Annotated in this window: 16 protein-coding genes and 1 pseudogene; 10 read left to right on the top strand and 7 right to left on the bottom strand. The window is 58.1% G+C overall.

Features of this window, described 5'->3' with window-relative positions:
• The 10 genes and pseudogenes from DWA01_RS23340 to DWA01_RS17075 form a co-directional block, all read left to right on the top strand.
• A pseudogene (locus tag DWA01_RS23340) lies at positions 1–206 on the top strand (hypothetical protein); the annotation flags it as partial.
• Positions 193–936, top strand: a complete 744-nt coding sequence (locus tag DWA01_RS17115; protein WP_114287022.1) for an ABC transporter ATP-binding protein — start codon at positions 193–195, stop codon at positions 934–936. The pseudogene DWA01_RS23340 and the gene DWA01_RS17115, both read left to right, overlap by 14 nt.
• A complete protein-coding gene (locus tag DWA01_RS17110) occupies positions 936–1,631 on the top strand; it encodes an ABC transporter ATP-binding protein (RefSeq protein WP_200832606.1) in 696 nt (231 codons plus the stop codon). Before DWA01_RS17115 ends, DWA01_RS17110 begins: the two co-directional genes overlap by 1 nt.
• 2 nt (positions 1,632–1,633) lie before the next feature.
• Positions 1,634–2,257, top strand: a complete 624-nt coding sequence (locus DWA01_RS17105; RefSeq protein ID WP_114287021.1) for an ATP-binding cassette domain-containing protein — start codon at positions 1,634–1,636, stop codon at positions 2,255–2,257.
• Positions 2,254–2,577 carry a cupin domain-containing protein gene (locus tag DWA01_RS17100; RefSeq protein WP_114287020.1) on the top strand — a complete coding sequence of 108 codons (324 nt, stop codon included), beginning with the start codon at positions 2,254–2,256 and terminating at the stop codon, positions 2,575–2,577. The genes DWA01_RS17105 and DWA01_RS17100 overlap by 4 nt, the downstream gene beginning before the upstream one ends.
• Positions 2,574–3,578 carry a Gfo/Idh/MocA family protein gene (locus DWA01_RS17095; protein ID WP_114287019.1) on the top strand — a complete coding sequence of 335 codons (1,005 nt, stop codon included), beginning with the start codon at positions 2,574–2,576 and terminating at the stop codon, positions 3,576–3,578. Before DWA01_RS17100 ends, DWA01_RS17095 begins: the two co-directional genes overlap by 4 nt.
• Positions 3,575–4,393: an SDR family NAD(P)-dependent oxidoreductase gene (locus DWA01_RS17090; RefSeq protein ID WP_114287018.1), complete on the top strand. Its 819-nt coding sequence runs from the start codon at positions 3,575–3,577 to the stop codon at positions 4,391–4,393. Before DWA01_RS17095 ends, DWA01_RS17090 begins: the two co-directional genes overlap by 4 nt.
• A complete protein-coding gene (gene araD / locus DWA01_RS17085) occupies positions 4,390–6,111 on the top strand; it encodes an L-arabinonate dehydratase (protein ID WP_114287017.1) in 1,722 nt (573 codons plus the stop codon). The genes DWA01_RS17090 and araD overlap by 4 nt, the downstream gene beginning before the upstream one ends.
• A 33-nt stretch (positions 6,112–6,144) precedes the next feature.
• Positions 6,145–7,581: an NAD-dependent succinate-semialdehyde dehydrogenase gene (locus tag DWA01_RS17080; RefSeq protein ID WP_114287016.1), complete on the top strand. Its 1,437-nt coding sequence runs from the start codon at positions 6,145–6,147 to the stop codon at positions 7,579–7,581.
• A 4-nt stretch (positions 7,582–7,585) separates the two neighbouring features.
• Positions 7,586–8,356, top strand: coding sequence for an HpcH/HpaI aldolase family protein (locus DWA01_RS17075; RefSeq protein ID WP_114287015.1), 771 nt, complete (start codon positions 7,586–7,588; stop codon positions 8,354–8,356).
• Between the two features lie 260 nt (positions 8,357–8,616).
• Here the strand turns inward: DWA01_RS17075 and DWA01_RS17070 are convergent, their stop codons facing one another.
• The 7 genes from DWA01_RS17070 to xsc all read right to left on the bottom strand — a co-directional run bounded on the left by DWA01_RS17070 (position 8,617) and on the right by xsc (position 15,249).
• Entirely contained in the window at positions 8,617–9,222 is a 606-nt protein-coding gene (locus DWA01_RS17070; protein WP_160116073.1) for a DUF1194 domain-containing protein, read from the bottom strand.
• A gap of 807 nt (positions 9,223–10,029) precedes the next feature.
• Positions 10,030–10,464 (bottom strand): MFS transporter, encoded by a 435-nt coding sequence (locus tag DWA01_RS17065; protein WP_114287013.1) that lies wholly within the window; start codon positions 10,462–10,464, stop codon positions 10,030–10,032.
• A complete protein-coding gene (locus DWA01_RS17060; protein ID WP_160116072.1) occupies positions 10,461–10,937 on the bottom strand; it encodes an MFS transporter in 477 nt (158 codons plus the stop codon). The genes DWA01_RS17065 and DWA01_RS17060 overlap by 4 nt, the downstream gene beginning before the upstream one ends.
• Positions 10,938–11,050: 113 nt before the next feature.
• Positions 11,051–11,383, bottom strand: coding sequence for a MarR family winged helix-turn-helix transcriptional regulator (locus DWA01_RS17055; RefSeq protein ID WP_268807749.1), 333 nt, complete (start codon positions 11,381–11,383; stop codon positions 11,051–11,053).
• A 192-nt stretch (positions 11,384–11,575) separates the two neighbouring features.
• On the bottom strand, positions 11,576–12,022 hold the full coding sequence (locus tag DWA01_RS17050) for a hypothetical protein (protein WP_235008595.1): 447 nt from the start codon (positions 12,020–12,022) through the stop codon (positions 11,576–11,578).
• Positions 12,023–12,282: 260 nt separating this feature from the next.
• Positions 12,283–13,470, bottom strand: coding sequence for an acetate/propionate family kinase (locus DWA01_RS17040; protein ID WP_114287008.1), 1,188 nt, complete (start codon positions 13,468–13,470; stop codon positions 12,283–12,285).
• Positions 13,471–15,249 (bottom strand): sulfoacetaldehyde acetyltransferase, encoded by a 1,779-nt coding sequence (gene xsc / locus DWA01_RS17035; RefSeq protein ID WP_114287007.1) that lies wholly within the window; start codon positions 15,247–15,249, stop codon positions 13,471–13,473.
• Positions 15,250–15,308 lie beyond the last annotated feature (59 nt).

The raw sequence follows: 15,308 nt of genomic DNA, 5'->3' as shown, positions 1-15,308 counted from the left end.
TGATCCTCTATTTCATTGCCCGGGACGTATTGGGGGCGATCACCGAGACCTGGTTGCTGTGGTACGGGCTGATGTTCGTGATCATGGTGATGTTCAAACCAGAAGGTCTGGCCGGAGCGCTTGCCGGGCTTGGAAAAAACAGTGCGGTAACGTTGAAAGACCTGCCGGTTAAAACCGCGGAGGAGAGCAAAAATGGCGCTGTTTGAAGCACATAGCATTCACAAACGCTTCGGCTCACGCGTGGTTCTGGAAGACATTTCCCTGTCTTTTGAAGAGGGGCAGGTCAGCGGCATCATGGGGCCAAACGGGGCCGGAAAAACCACTTGTTTTCATTGCCTGACCGGTCACCACAAACCCACCCGCGGCCGTATTCTGTTTGACGGGCAGGACATCACCGGCAAGGCACCACAAAGGATTGCCCGCATGGGTGTCTCGCGGTCTTTCCAGTTGATGAACCTGTTTGACGACAGCTCGGTGATTGAAAACATCATCCTGGCGCTGCCGGACTTCAGACGCCGGTTTGCCCAAGCCACGCGGTCAGTGTTCGACGACCGGGACCTGCTGGAACAAGCGCTAGAGGTGCTCGACCAGGTTGGTCTGCTGGGGCAGGAATGGGCGCCGTCCCAGTCATTGTCTTACGGCAATCGCCGCGCACTGGAGATTGGCGTGGCCCTGGCAGCCAAACCGCGCATCGTTTTCCTTGATGAACCAACCTCGGGGCTTGGCGCTGAGGCAACCCGGCAGCTCGCTGCGCTGATCAACACGCTGCGCAGCAAATATACCATCGTGATGATCGAACATGACATGCGGTTCCTGTTCGAGCTGGCCGACAAAATTTCGGTGATCCACTGGGGGCAGGTGATTGCCGAAGGAACGCCGGGCGAATTGCAATCAAACAAATGGGTGCAGCGCTCTGCCCTCGGAGAGGTGGCCTGATGCTCGACGTCGCAAATATCGAAACCTACTACGGTGAAACCCAGGCGTTGTTCGGCTCTTCAATCCGGGTGAATGAGGGCGAGGTGGTCTCGTTGCTTGGCCCGAACGGGGCAGGCAAAACCACAACCCTGCGCTCGATCCTGGGTCTTACCCCACCGCGCAGCGGTCGCATAAGTTTTGACGGCAAGGATATCACGCGCACAGAGACCCATAAGATTGCCCTTATGGGCATTGGCTGGGTGCCCGATGACCGCAGAATTTTTCCGTCGCTGACCGTGGCGCGCAACTTGCAGATCGGCGTCAAAAAAACCCGTTTCAAATCGTGGGATATCGACGATGTGTTCGGCATTTTCTCGGCGCTTGAATACCTGATGACCCGCGAATGCGAAAACCTGTCGGGCGGTGAAATGCAGATGGTGGCGATCTCACGCGCTTTGCTGGGGTCCCCCGGTCTGGTGCTGCTTGATGAACCCAGCCAGGGCCTGGCCCCGAAGATTGTACAGGACGTTCTGCGAACCGTGACGCGTTTGAAAAACGAAGGCATCGCGGTGTTGATTGTTGAGCAAAATGCGCTGGCGGCGCTGGAGGTCTCGGACCGGGTCTATGTGATGGACCGCGGCCGGATCATCCATGAAGGCCCGGCACAAGAACTGCGCGAAAATGAGCCGCTGCGGCGCAAGTTGATTGGAATGTGAAAATGAGCGCGATGTTAGAAGTAAACGCCCTGCAAAAGACCTATTTCAAGGCCCGGTTTGACCGCACGCCGACGTTTCAGCTGGGCGCAGATTTTGTGATCGAAAAGCCGTCGATCGTCGGCATGATGGGCCCGAACGGCTCGGGCAAAACAACATTGTTCGAATTGATCACCGGCTCAAACCGCCCGACCGCAGGCGAAGTGCTGGTTCAGGGCAAAAATATCCACAAGGTGCGCACCGACCAGCGTGATCGGTTGGCGATCCATTATCACCAGTCCTATCAGGTGCGCAGTTTCCGGTCGCTGAAGCCAAATATGCTGATGCAACCCGCCGGCTCCGATTACCCGTTGGTGCATCTGTTTGATGAGCCGCAGTTCAACACGCAGGACGGATACATTGGTTTCATGCTGGATTTCTTCCGCAAACTGCGGGCCGACGGGCGTCTGGTGTTTCTCTGTGTGCATCCGAATGAACGGTTCCACCTCGAGATTCTGCAAGAGATATGTGAGCAATTTATCTTTGTCCAAAAAGGCGTAGTGACCCAACACGCCAGTTATGAGGACGTTTTGAACTATGAACCCGCCCGGGATTATCTGGGGCAACTTTTGACGGATCGTGCAGCATGAGTGAGGTATTTATAAAAGGCGCTTTTGCGCTTCCGGTTGTCGCCGGAGATGTCAGAACCGCGTGGCAGAAAGAGGGCTTTGGGTTTGGCGTTTTCCGCGACAGGCCGGGCCAGGAATGGAACGATTTTGTTCACGACAAGGACGAATTTGTTGTGGTGGCCGAAGGCGAGCTGAGCATAAGCGTGGGCACTGAAACTGCCGACTGTGAAGCCGGCGATCTCGTGCGTATCCCCCGTGGTGCGGTGCATTCTCTGAAAACCAACTCGCAGGGCGGCAGTGTCTGGTTTTACGGTTATGGTCATTGGGGAGAAAACGGATGACAGAGTCTCCGATGAAGGCTGCCCTTGTGGGCGCCGGAATGATCAGCCTGTATCACTTGCGGGCCTGGCAAGCCGCGGGTGTGCCCATGGTGGCGATCTGTGACATCAATCGCGACGCGGCTGAAGCACGGGCACAAGAGTTCGGCATTGCCCGGGTCTATGACGATCCGGCGCAGATGTTCGCCGACGGCGGTTTTGACCTGGTCGATATTGCCGCTTCGGTGACGGCGCATGACGTTGTAACCAGAATGGCAGCGGATCACGGCGTCCACGTCATCCTGCAAAAACCGATGGTCGAAACGGTGGCCGAAGCGGAACGGCTTGTCGACTATGTCGGCGACAAAGTCCGCTTCATGATCCACGAAAACTACCGGTTTCGGCCGCATTACATGACTGTCCGCGACTGGATCGGCGCCGGGCGTATTGGCAAGGTGCGTCACATCGCGATGTCCTGCCGCGGATCGGGCTTGTGTCCCCGCGACGGTGCAGAACCATTTCTGGTCGAGCGCCAGCCCTATCTGAAGGGGTTCAAACGAAATCTGGTGTTTGAAACGATGATTCACCATCTGGATGTCTGCCGCGCCATTGCCGGCCCGCTGAGTGTTGTGGCGGCGCGGCTGAACCGTCTGGCGACTGGCCTGCCAGGAGAAGACACCGCGTCCATCCTGATGGAGGGCGCCGACGGGTTGATCGCCACCGCCGATGGTTGCATCTGTGCCCCGGGCTATCCCGAGTTGCACGGAGACCGGCTTGAGGTGATCGGGACCACAGGTACCATCATCATGGACTACAACCGTGTGTTCATTGTCGGGCAGGAAGACAAGGCAATCAAAGTGGATCTGACGGGCCGGTATCAGGAGTGTTTTGACACCATCACGCGGGCCTTTGTAGAGGGGGTTCAGCACAATACTCCCTTTGAGACAGACCGGCAGGACAATCTTCAGACCCTGCGGTTGATGGAAAGTGTGTATGACGCAGCCGGGGTGGAGGTCACCTCATGAATCCTGTGGATACATTGACGCCTTCCGTCGATCTGCCTGCATTGGGCAGGCTGTTTGATGTGTCCGGGCAAAAGGTCTTTATTCCTGGCGGCTACGGCGCGCTGGGCGAGGCGATTGCCTGGGGGTTTGCCCAACACGGGGCGCATGTGGCGATCGCCGGGCCCAAGCCTGACAAGGCGACAGCTCTTGCCGATGCCATCCGCGCGGCCGGAGGCCTGGCCGACGGATTTGCTATGGACGCACGCGACACTGCAGAAATTGCAGCGGTGACCGATCAGGTTGCCGAGCGGCTTGGCGGCATTGATATTCTTGTGAACTGCGTCGGTGTGAACAAGGAGCAAAAACTGGCGGATGTGACGCCAGACGTGTTTGACGCCATGTATGAGACCAACCTGCGCTCGGCGATGTTCCTTGCCCAGTCTGTCGCCCGCCATCAGATTGCCGGCGGCAATGGGGGACGTCAGATCCATCTGGCCTCTGTCCGCTCGCAACTGGCGCTCCGGGACCGCGGATATTCTGCCTATTGCGCCACCAAAGGGGCGCTTGTCATGCTGGTCAAACAGCATGCGATGGAGCTTGCGCCGCATGGCATCACGGTCAACGGTATTGCACCGACATTCATCCTGTCTGACCGCATAAGACCGCACCTGGAACGCGAAGAATTCCGCGAGCTCATTCTCGAGCGTAACCCGCTTGGCCGCATCGGCGATCCGGTAGAGGTTGTCGGGCAGGTGATCGCTCTGGCGGCGCCGGCGGGCAGTTACATCACAGGGCAGACGATCTACATCGATGGTGGGGTAACTGCGTGTCAGTGACCCGGAAACTGCGCAGCGCCCGGTGGTTTGACGCAGACGATCTGCGTGGTTTTGGCCATCGGTCCCGGATCATGCAGATGGGCTATGGTCAGGAGGACTGGTCCGGCAAGCCTCTGATTGCAATCATAAACACCTGGTCAGACATCAACCCCTGCCACGCCCACTTTAAACAGCGTGTTGAGGACATCAAACGCGGTGTGTTTCAGGCAGGCGGGTTTCCGATCGAACTGCCCGCAATGTCGCTGTCGGAGAATTTCGTCAAACCCACCACCATGCTCTACCGCAATATGCTGGCGATGGAAGTTGAAGAGCTGCTGCGCTCGCATCCGGTTGATGGGGCAGTGTTGATGGGCGGCTGTGACAAGACCACGCCTGGATTGCTGATGGGGGCGATCAGCATGGACCTGCCGGCGATTTATGTGCCTGCAGGACCGATGCTCAGCGGCAATTTACGCGGAGAGGTTCTGGGCTCCGGCTCGGACACCTGGAAATACTGGGACAAGCGCCGCGCCGGGGAGATTGATGAAAAGGAATGGCAGGCGGTCGAGGGCGGTATTGCCCGTAGCTATGGCCACTGCATGACGATGGGCACTGCCAGCACCATGACTGCAACGACTGAGGCCCTGGGGCTGTCATTGCCGGGGGCGTCATCCATTCCGGCACCGGACAGCAACCATATCCGCATGAGCGCGGCTTCGGGCCGGCGCATCGTTGAGATGGTGAATGAGGATCTGAAACCCTCCGATGTCCTGTCCCGCGCCTCCTTTGAAAACGCGATCAAAGTGGCGATGGCGGTCGGTTGTTCAACCAACGCAATCATCCACCTGATTGCAGAGGGCCGCCGCGCGGGGTTCGACATTTCGCTTGCCGATTTTGAAGCGGTCAGCCGCAACATTCCGGTGCTGGCTAATATCCGGCCATCGGGTGACACCTATCTGATGCAGGACTTTTTTTACGCCGGCGGGCTGCCCGCCCTGATGATGCGGATGAAAGATCAGCTGGACCTGTCCGCCAGATCGGTGACAGGGGATACGATCGGGTCTGACATTTCAGGCGCTGAAGTGTGGAACGACGATGTCATCCGCCCGCTGGACAACCCGGTCTACGCCGAGGGGGCGCTGGCGGTGCTCAGCGGAAATCTGGCGCCCGACGGGTGTGTGATCAAACCCTCAGCCTGTGCGGCGAAGTTTCTGAAACATCGCGGGCCGGCTTTGGTGTTTGACAGCTACGCACAGATGAAAGCCGAAATTGATGATCCCGATCTGGACGTGACCGAAAACACTGTACTGATCATGCGCGGGGCAGGGCCGGTTGGCGGCCCGGGTATGCCGGAATGGGGCATGTTGCCGATCCCGCAAAAGCTGCTGAAAGCGGGGGTGCGCGATATGATCCGTATTTCCGATGCCCGGATGAGTGGCACCAGCTATGGCGCCTGCATTCTGCACGTCGCGCCAGAAGCGCATATTGGCGGACCGCTGGCCCTGGTCCGGACCGGTGACATGATCGACATCGACGTGGATGCCCGCACCCTCAATATGGCGGTGCCGGACAGTGAGTTGACGCGCCGCTGCGCGGCCTGGGTGCGGCCCGAAGACAGGTTTGAGCGAGGGTACGGATGGATGTTCGCCCGCCACATCAATCAAGCCAATGTTGGATGTGATTTTGACTATCTCGAAACCGGATTTGGGGCGCCCGTGCCCGAGCCGGAAATTCTGTAATGCATGCTGCGTCAATAGTTTAGGATCAAGAACATGACCGATTTTACTCCGAAAATCCTGATCGGCGGAGACTTCCGTACCACAACGGACCTTGCGCCGCTCAATGTGATCAACCCCTGCAATGAAGAGCTTCTCTGGCAAGCGCCGGCCTGTGACGAAACACATGTAGCCGAAGCGCTGACGCACGCCAGGGCGGCGCTGAAATCCTGGTCTGCCGTGCACGGCTGGCAGCGGGCCCAGGTTCTGCGCGGGATTGCAGCGGCGATGACCCGCCGCAAGGCAGATCTGGCAATGGCCCTGTCGCTGGAAATTGGTCGTCCGCTGTCGCAGTCTGAAGGCGAAGCCAATGTCGCAATTGAACAGTTCGAATGGTTCGCGGGTGAGGCCGAACGGCTGTTTGGTGAAACCATCCCGTCACGCCAGGGCGGGCGTCTGGTGGTGGAGCATGAGCCGGTGGGCATTGTTGCTGCTTTCACCGCCTGGAATTTCCCGATCAACCTGATGGCCCGCAAAATTGCGCCGGCGCTGGCCGCGGGCTGTCCGGTCATTTGCCGCCCGTCTGAGCAAACCCCGATGACCTCTACGATCATTGCTGAATGCTGTGTGGAAGGCGGCGCCCCTGCAGGCGTGGTGCAACTGTTGCTGGGACGTGCAGGGGACATAACCCCGGCGATTATGGCCTCCAATGATGTCAGAAAAATTTCGCTGACCGGGTCGACCCGCGTCGGACAGATGCTGATGACCGAAGCGGCAAAAACGGTCAAACGGACCTCGATGGAGCTTGGCGGTCATTCGGCAGTGGTAATCTGCGAGGATGCAGACATTGATGCGGCTGCCGATCTTTGCGCCCAGTTCAAATTCCGCAATGCTGGTCAGGTCTGTATTTCGCCAAACCGGTTCTACGTGCACGAAAGCAAGTCAGAGCAATTTGTTGCCAAAATGGTCGAAGGCGCACGTGCATTGGTGCTCGGTGACAGTCAGGCGGCGGAAAGTTCCATGGGGCCGATGACGCTGGCAACGCAGCGCGACCGGATCGAAGCGCTGATTGCAGATACGATCAAAAGCGGGGCCAGGCTGGAAACCGGCGGCGGCAGACCCGCGCATCTGAACCAGGGGTATTATATCGAGCCGACGATTTTTTCAGATGTGCCGGACGATGCCCGGATCATGCGGGAAGAACCCTTTGGCCCGGTGGCGCCGATTGCCACGTTCCGCAGTCTGGACGACGCGATAGCGCGGGCAAATTCGACGCCCTTCGGGCTTGCGGCCTATGCGTTCACCAGCAGCCATTCAACCGCAGAAACCCTGTCAAAAGGGCTGCACGCCGGCATGGTTGGTGTGAATAATTTCATGATCGCCCATGCCGAAGCACCGTTTGGTGGCGTTGATCACTCGGGCATGGGGCGCGAAGGTGGACGACAAGCCATATACGACTACCTCAACACTAAAATGACCCATTTTACCTGGTAATAATATGCAATTTAAAAACCCGTTGAAACAGCTCTGGGCCGAGGGCAAATCCGCCGTCAATGGCTGGATAGCTATTCCCAGCGTGCTGTCTGCCGAAGTGATGGCCCGCGCAGGCTGGGACAGTCTTACCATTGATATGCAGCACGGCACCGCCGATTACGCCGATCTGCTGACCATGCTGCCGGTGATTGGTCAGACCGGCACCGCGGCGTTGGTCCGGGTGCCGTGGAACCGGCCGGAGCACATCATGCGGGCGCTGGATGCCGGGGCGATCGGCATCATTGCCCCGATGATTGAAAGTGCGGCAGACACCATGGCCTTTGTCGATGCCTGCCTCTACGCGCCAGAAGGGGCGCGCAGCTTTGGTCCGGTGCGGGCGCGTTTGGCATACGGGGACAGTTACGCCGCTGAAGCCAACGCCAATGTGCTGCCGATTGCGATGATCGAGACCAGGGAAGCCGTGGACCAACTGGACGATATCCTGCAGGTGCCCGGGCTGGGCGGGATTTATATTGGCCCCGCCGACCTGTCACTGGTCTGTGGCTTTCTCCCCGGATTTGACCGTGAAGAACCCGAAATGCTGGACCTCATCGCGCATATTCTGGCACGGGCCAAGGCCTTCGGCATTCCGGCCTGTATTCATTGCGGCAGCCCTGCTTATGCCAGGCGTATGCAAGACATTGGATTTTCGCTGGTGACCATTGGCTCGGACGCGCGGTTTCTGGAAGCAGGCGCCAACGCGGCTCTCGGGAAAATCCGCAGCGGAGGTTATTAGGGTTTTGCCCGGAACTCCCGCTGCCACATTGCGCCCTGTCTGAGCTGACGGGCCACGGATACATTGCACAGATAAGAGCGGTGATTTGCGGTCTGACGGTCATTTCAACACAGGAGGAAATCATTTCTGATCGTCCTGCGCCTCCATCAAATCAGATTTCCTTCTTGGCGTTCATTAGAAGCACGGTTGCCGGATCAGTGGACAGAAACCAGGGTGGCGCCGACCTGGCGTCTCAATATCTCAAGCCAGGTCTGGACCTGTCATGATACCGGTTCAATGAGTTCGCGGAACAGTTTTTCCCGGATAGAGAGGACGTAATCTGCATACCCGCGGGTAGGGATTACGAAAGCGTCCGCTCCACCAATAATATCCGAGCGGAAGTATTGATTGACAGTGTCACCTCTGCGGTCGATTGCAATGCCGTTGATTGTGACACCTTTGGCAATCAGCATGTCGCGCGCTGCACGTGTCGGCACCCCGGCATTTATTATTCCGTCGCCGGAAACGTCGAGGACCAAACGACGACAGTCCGGAACCGCCAAATACAGGGGAGCGGCAAAATCAAGCATACTGCCAATTGCGGTAAACCCATTGCGCCATTTTCGATGCAACTCCTGCGTTGTACGCGCAAATTCATCAACATCTTGCTGGGTCAGAATGCGTTGCCAGGGTATCGAGACATCCTGCTCACTCACTCCGGACCATTGCACCAGGGTCAACGCGGTCTGTCCTTTTACCAACGCGTGCGCGATGACGGGATCATCAAGAGCATCTGCCAGCCCTTGCATCTGAAGCGCGTATTCGCCGGAACTGATGGAAGCCGAAACATCGACCGCCAACACCAGTGCCAATTCGCAGGCGCGCAACGGTGCCGCGATCCAGATATGGGTTGTAATCAGAATGCAAAGGCTTAGGCGTCTGAGCAGAATTATACCTCCCGGAAACGCCCGGCGACCGTAGCACAAACATCTGATATTTCCTAGCGTCAGCCTCGCTCCGTCGGTCGCAGATAAAGCGCATCAGTGGGTCAGTCCGACTGTCGCTCTGCGGCCGCCCACCCGATTTTGCAGGCATTTCCCGCCGGTCAGACGTCCGGTGAGCGAAGCGGGGCTGGGAGAATATGGGTGCGGGTTTACGCCCCCTGGTCCTCGTGGTACCGCTGGCCCGGCGGCTCGCCCGGGCAGAGATCAGCCCATTCTTTACCTTCGCCCGAGCTTTCTAACGGATCATCTGACCTGTTACCGCCAATGAATGATTCCCCCAGTATCAAGCGATACTCCCGGCGCGTTTTCCGGGCCAGAGCCGTTCAGATCAACCAAGGCGTTTGGACCTTATGTTGCGTCACATCCTGCGGCTTTGAAATCGTTCTGGCATTTACTGGCGGAAAGAGTTCGCAGACATCGCCGGGAGTCTGAAAGAGTTGATCGAAGCGTCTTGCTCAGACCCCGCGCAGATGAAAGCCGGCAGGACTACGCCCCAGTTTTGCAACTCCCGGCAGCGATTGATATTTCCAGGCATCGAGGTGAGGCCGTAATTGGTGTTCCCGGAAGAATGCGTTGTCGGCGTCTGTCGATCCGGAACAGTCGGAAAGATTTTGAACGCCTGTCCGCCGTCAGAGTTTCCAGATCCGGAAACCGCATGAATTGAGCGAGTAAGGCCTAAACCGATACCCGCTATGCGTTGCGGCGGTACTTTTCCGACAAAGCGGCGTGTGACGATGCCACCGAAGATGAACCCGGTGACCGCAATCGGCGGATACAGCCCGTATTCGGCGGGCGCGACCCCAAGGTGTCCGATGAACAGGGCAGGTGACGCGCGAAATACGCAGACATAGCCGCAAATAACAGTCCTGTGGTCACCGCATAGGTCAGCGCAACACGATCAGCCAGCACCGTTGCGTAGCTGCTCAGAGTCGCGCCGGGCTTTAATCGCTGCGGCGCTGAGGTGTTGGTTTCCGGCAGCCGCCGGAAAGCCACGGCCGCCGTTACCGCACCCAGGACAAGCGTGAGCCAGAACGCGGCGCGCCATCCCGCCAATTCCTGTGTCACGCCGCCCGGCAGGGGCGTCAGGCCCGGCACCAATGCAAAGGCGATCGTAATCGTCGTCATGACTTTTGGAGTTCGATCCCGTCGAACCGATCCCGGGTCACGGCCCTTGAGACGATCAGCGCACTTGCGGCACCTGCGGCACCTGCGGCTTGAACCGTGCGCCCGGCCAGCAGAATCTGCAGAGTGGCCGCCATCGCACAGATGATCGTTCCCAAAAGGAACAGGGTAAAGGCGGTAAAAAGAACCGGGCGGCGGCCAAACCGGTCCGCCAGCGGGCCATAGACCAATTGCATCGCAGCAAATGACAGAAGGAAAACGCCAAACGTGCTTTGGGCCTGGGCTGCTGTGATATTCAGCTCGGCGGCCACAAAAGGAAGTGACGGGGTGTAGATGTTGGAAGCGAACTGGCCCACGGCCGCCAGCGCCGTCAGCAACGCGATGCTTCGGACATCGGCATTCAGCTGGGGGTATCGGGTGTTCGGCTTTCCCGTGCCACTGCAGGCAGTTTCAATATTGGATATTGCAGACTCCATCGTGTCGGCTGGATGAGAGTTGATCGATCTGCGTATCTCCGGCTTGATATTGGGGGTCTGCATCGTGCATATACACGTTAATAGGTTGCATTCGGAACATTGAACGCGCTCCGTTAGAGTTTGATATTATTTGCGGTCGAGGCCAGTGCCTCCAGAAATCCCGCCTGGTCCGACTGCTCTAACTGACGGCGCAACGATCGCTGTGCCTTTTGCCAGGCCGGAGCGGCTGCGGCAAACGTCTGCCTGCCAGCTTCGGTTGCACGGACATTCCGGCTCCGGCCTTTCAATGTGTCCATGTGCTCGACAAATCCAAGCTTGATCAGAGGCGCCATGTTGCGGCTAAAAGTGGTGCGATCCATTCCCAACTGTTCGGCCACTTCCGACAGGCTGCGCCCTTCGTCTGAACGAATGATTGCAACCAGCATGGTGAACTGGGTGCTTTTCAGACTGTGCCGGCCAGGGCCGTATCATATGAACGGGTAATAAGCCTTGAAATTTTGCGGACCTGGAAACAGGCGCAATTCAGCGCAGCGTCATTGACCAATGCATTCAATGGAGTGTTGTCTGGGTTGCTCATGACGTGTAGGCGCACGTTGTGTGGGGTTTCATCAAGCCTGACTGGTTTACTTTTGCGCAAATCATCGCAATTCGAATACCTTTTTGGAATTCAAATCGGGTATTAAAAGCAGCTCTGCGAAGGCCTTATCCGGGCATTTGTTGAAAAACTCCAATTTCGGCCCGTCCGACGAATTCTTTCCACGCAGGCCGATCGTATGGTTTTGACCAATGGGGCGGCCGAATTCAACTTCCGGCGTTGCGTGAAAATTGCGTCGCGTCTGGTCCACAATCCCACCTGACTTTTGCAAAACATATGGTTTCGCCGGATCAGATGTGTCGCTGCGATTTTGCGCGCTTTGCATCGTTGATAAGACGGCACGGTTGTCCTTCACGCCTGGAAAACCGATGCAGTGCGGCTTTGTCGTGAGCTTCAACGGGCGCATGAGCGACAAATGTCTGAACGGGCATTTGTTCGACTGCCTGCGCTGTGCACGCGACTTATTGGCCGAATGACGGGCTGACTTCATTCGGAACCGCCCCCGTTCCGGCCTCGCTGGCATGACAGCGCCGGAAAATGTTGACCGGTCAAAAGAAGAGCAAATCCTGAACAGAGCCAACACATAAACGAGGACGCTCGGGGGAGACGGCCAGGGCACATCTTACACGTGCAAATCCAAACAGGTTTGCACAGAGCCATCGGATGAGAACATCATTGCGGCTACAGGCTACAGGCTACAGGCTACAGGCGACAGGCGACAGGCGACGGCAGCGACCGCAGCGATGCTGGCTATGGCTCAGATTTGGATCCCGGGGTAAATTCCATCAACCGCAACGCATTCCGCGCGATCATGTGTTCTTCCCGGGCTGGTACGACCCAGATCTGAACCGCTGACGTGTCTGTGTGCAGCTGGTGCTCACCACGTTCATTGGCCCCCAAATCCGTCTCCACCCCGATCCAGCCAAGCGATTGCAGGATATTGGCGCGCACAGCGGCTGCATTTTCGCCAATGCCGCCGGTGAAAGCGATGGCGTCCAGCCCTTGCAGTGCCGCAATCAGGCTGCCCGCGTGGCGCACCGCCCAATAACAAAAGTGATCCACCGCGAAGCGACAGTCTTCAGAGCCGTCCAGAATCAGCTGCCGCATGTCTGATATTCCGCCCGACAGGCCCAGAAGCCCGCTTTCATTGTTCAGCATAGCACCGGTTTTTTCCTGTCCGTAGTCCTTTACCAGCCGCAGCACGGCATTGGCATCAATGCCGCCCGATCTGGTGCCCATCGTCAGACCATCAAGTGGCGAGTAACCCATTGTTGTTGCGACGGACTTCCCGTCTTTTACCGCGCAGATGCTGGCCCCGTTTCCCAGGTGAAATGCCAACAGGCGCGCAGGCAGTTTCTGACCGCTGATCCTGGGCAGGTCCTGCGTCAGGCTGGCATAACTCAGACCATGAAACCCGTAGCGGCGGATGCCCCTGGCCTCCAGGGCTTTCGGAATGGCGTAGCGGGTGGCGACCTCGGGGTTGGTGGCGTGAAATGATGTATCAAAACTGGCGTATTGCGGCAGCTCAGGCGCGAGAGTCGCAAGCGCCTCAATGGCCGCCAGATTATGCGGATTGTGCAAGGGGGCGAGCGGGGTACAGGACGCGATCTCGGCCAGGATCTCCGGTGTTATGTGAACGGGTTGCGTCAGTTTCCACCCACCATGCACCACACGATGTGCCGCGGCGCGCAGATCCGTCAGCGAGGTGCCGCGTTCCTTCAGCGCGCTGAGGATGGCGCTCAGGGCCGCATGATGGTCGCAAAGGGCCACGCTGCGGGCATCTTTACCGATCTGTAGCCGTGAGGCGCCGCCGATCTCGGTGACGGCGCCTGACAGTTTTTGCCCAAGAGCGCTGTCAAAAAGCGCGAACTTGATCGAGGAGGACCCGGCATTGAGGACAAGAATGTCGCCGCTGCTTTGGTCCTGCCGCAGTGTCATTCAGGCCCCCGGCTGCGGGCGCATGTCTGCCGCACTGATGCCGGCAACGGCAACAGGCGCTTTCATAGCATCCCGGCGGAATGGTTCGCCAAGTTCCTGATTCAGAATGACTTCGATGAAGGTCGTAGTGCCATTTTCCATCTGCGCTCTGATCGCGCCATTCAGCACTTCGGTCAGATCTTCCATTGTGGTGACCTGCACCCCAACCAGACCGCAGGCCTGGGCGATGCCGGCATAGTTCACTTCTGTGTTCAGCTCAGTGCCGACGAAGTTGTCGTCATACCAAAGCGTTGTATTGCGCTTTTCGGCGCCCCACTGATAGTTGCGGAAAATGACCATCGTCATTGCCGGCCATTCTTCGCGCCCGATCGCTGTCATCTCGTTCATCGAAATGCCAAATGCACCGTCGCCGGCAAAACCCACAACAGGGGTGTCAGGATTGGCAATCTTGGCGCCCATAATTGACGGGAAACCATAACCACAGGGACCAAACAGCCCTGGCGCCAGGTATTTCCGGCCCGCCTCAAATGTGGGGTAGGCATTGCCGATGGCGCAGTTGTTGCCGATATCTGAGCTGATGATCACCCCTTTGGGAAGCGCCGGCTGGATCGCACGCCAGGCCATGCGCGGCGACATCCACTCGGGTTTGGCGGTGCGGGCGCGTTCATTCCAGGTGGTGCCGGGATCGTCGTCCTCATGGTCCATAGAGCTGAGCTGTTGTGCCCATGCGGACTTGGTCTGCGCGATGGTATTCTTGCGTGCTTCGCGGTCAGTGTCGCCAGCCGAACCGGACAGTTGTTCAAGAATGGCGCTGGCAACTTTTTTGGCATCTCCGGCGATGCCGACAGTGACCTTTTTGGTCAGACCTATACGATCCGGGTTCATATCGACCTGAATGATCGCGGCCTCAGAGGGCCAGTAATCAATGCCATATCCGGGCAGGGTGGAAAATGGGTTCAGCCGTGAGCCGAGCGCCAGAACCACATCGGCTTTGGCGATCAGCTCCATGCCTGCCTTAGAGCCGTTATAGCCCAGCGGGCCGGCAAACAGCGGGTGGCTGCCGGGAAAGGCGTCATTGTGCTGATAACCACAACACACCGGTGCATCGAGCCGTTCCGCCAGCGCCATTGACGCCGGAATGGCGCCGCCGATCACCACGCCCGCTCCATTCAGGATCACCGGAAATTTGGCGTTGGACAGCAACTCAGCTGCGGCCTTGATGGCCTCATCGCCCCCCGCCGGGCGTTCAAATTCGACGATCGCCGGCAGGTCGATGTCGATGACCTGAGTCCAGTAATCGCGAGGGATGTTGATCTGAGCCGGCGCGCTGGCGCGTTTGGCCTGCAGGATCACCCGGTTCAGCACTTCGGCGATGCGGCTCGGGTCGCGGACTTCTTCCTGATAGGCGACCATGTCTTCAAACAGTTTCATCTGTTCGACTTCCTGAAAACCGCCCTGTCCGATGGTCTTGTTGGCCGCCTGCGGCGTGACCAGCAGCAGCGGCGTGTGGTTCCAGTACGCTGTTTTCACCGGGGTGACAAAGTTGGTGATGCCGGGGCCGTTCTGGGCCACCATCATCGACATTTTGCCGGAGGTGCGGCTGTAGCCGTCAGCCATCATGCCGGCACTGTATTCATGGGCGCAGTCCCAGAAGGTGATGCCTGCCACCGGAAACAGATCAGAAATCGGCATCATCGCCGAACCGATAATCCCGAATGCGTTATCAATACCATGCATTTGCAGAACTTTTACAAAGGCCTCTTCGGTGGTCATTTTCATAGGTGTGCTCCCGGGGGTATGTAGCTGACGCCATGGTTATGGTCGCAGCGCTCCGCTAT

It is taken from the genome of Candidatus Halocynthiibacter alkanivorans, assembly GCF_003333265.1.
GTDB classification, from domain to species: domain Bacteria; phylum Pseudomonadota; class Alphaproteobacteria; order Rhodobacterales; family Rhodobacteraceae; genus Halocyntiibacter_A; species Halocyntiibacter_A alkanivorans.
The sequence above is the reverse complement of the archived record's forward strand: the minus strand, read 5'-3'. Positions and strand labels throughout refer to the sequence as shown.

Excerpts from the sequence above, each read along its gene's own strand:
- DWA01_RS17095 (WP_114287019.1), top strand. The coding sequence starts at position 2,574 with ATGACAGAGTCTCCGATGAAGGCTGCCCTTGTGGGCGCCGGAATGATC.
- DWA01_RS17065 (WP_114287013.1), bottom strand. The coding sequence starts at position 10,464 with ATGACGACGATTACGATCGCCTTTGCATTGGTGCCGGGCCTGACGCCC.
- DWA01_RS17115 (WP_114287022.1), top strand. The coding sequence starts at position 193 with ATGGCGCTGTTTGAAGCACATAGCATTCACAAACGCTTCGGCTCACGC.
- DWA01_RS17080 (WP_114287016.1), top strand. The coding sequence starts at position 6,145 with ATGACCGATTTTACTCCGAAAATCCTGATCGGCGGAGACTTCCGTACC.
- DWA01_RS17100 (WP_114287020.1), top strand. The coding sequence starts at position 2,254 with ATGAGTGAGGTATTTATAAAAGGCGCTTTTGCGCTTCCGGTTGTCGCC.
- DWA01_RS17090 (WP_114287018.1), top strand. The coding sequence starts at position 3,575 with ATGAATCCTGTGGATACATTGACGCCTTCCGTCGATCTGCCTGCATTG.
- DWA01_RS17060 (WP_160116072.1), bottom strand. The coding sequence starts at position 10,937 with ATGGAGTCTGCAATATCCAATATTGAAACTGCCTGCAGTGGCACGGGA.
- DWA01_RS17050 (WP_235008595.1), bottom strand. The coding sequence starts at position 12,022 with ATGAAGTCAGCCCGTCATTCGGCCAATAAGTCGCGTGCACAGCGCAGG.
- DWA01_RS17040 (WP_114287008.1), bottom strand. The coding sequence starts at position 13,470 with ATGACACTGCGGCAGGACCAAAGCAGCGGCGACATTCTTGTCCTCAAT.
- DWA01_RS17105 (WP_114287021.1), top strand. The coding sequence starts at position 1,634 with ATGAGCGCGATGTTAGAAGTAAACGCCCTGCAAAAGACCTATTTCAAG.
- xsc (WP_114287007.1), bottom strand. The coding sequence starts at position 15,249 with ATGAAAATGACCACCGAAGAGGCCTTTGTAAAAGTTCTGCAAATGCAT.
- DWA01_RS17075 (WP_114287015.1), top strand. The coding sequence starts at position 7,586 with ATGCAATTTAAAAACCCGTTGAAACAGCTCTGGGCCGAGGGCAAATCC.
- DWA01_RS17110 (WP_200832606.1), top strand. The coding sequence starts at position 936 with ATGCTCGACGTCGCAAATATCGAAACCTACTACGGTGAAACCCAGGCG.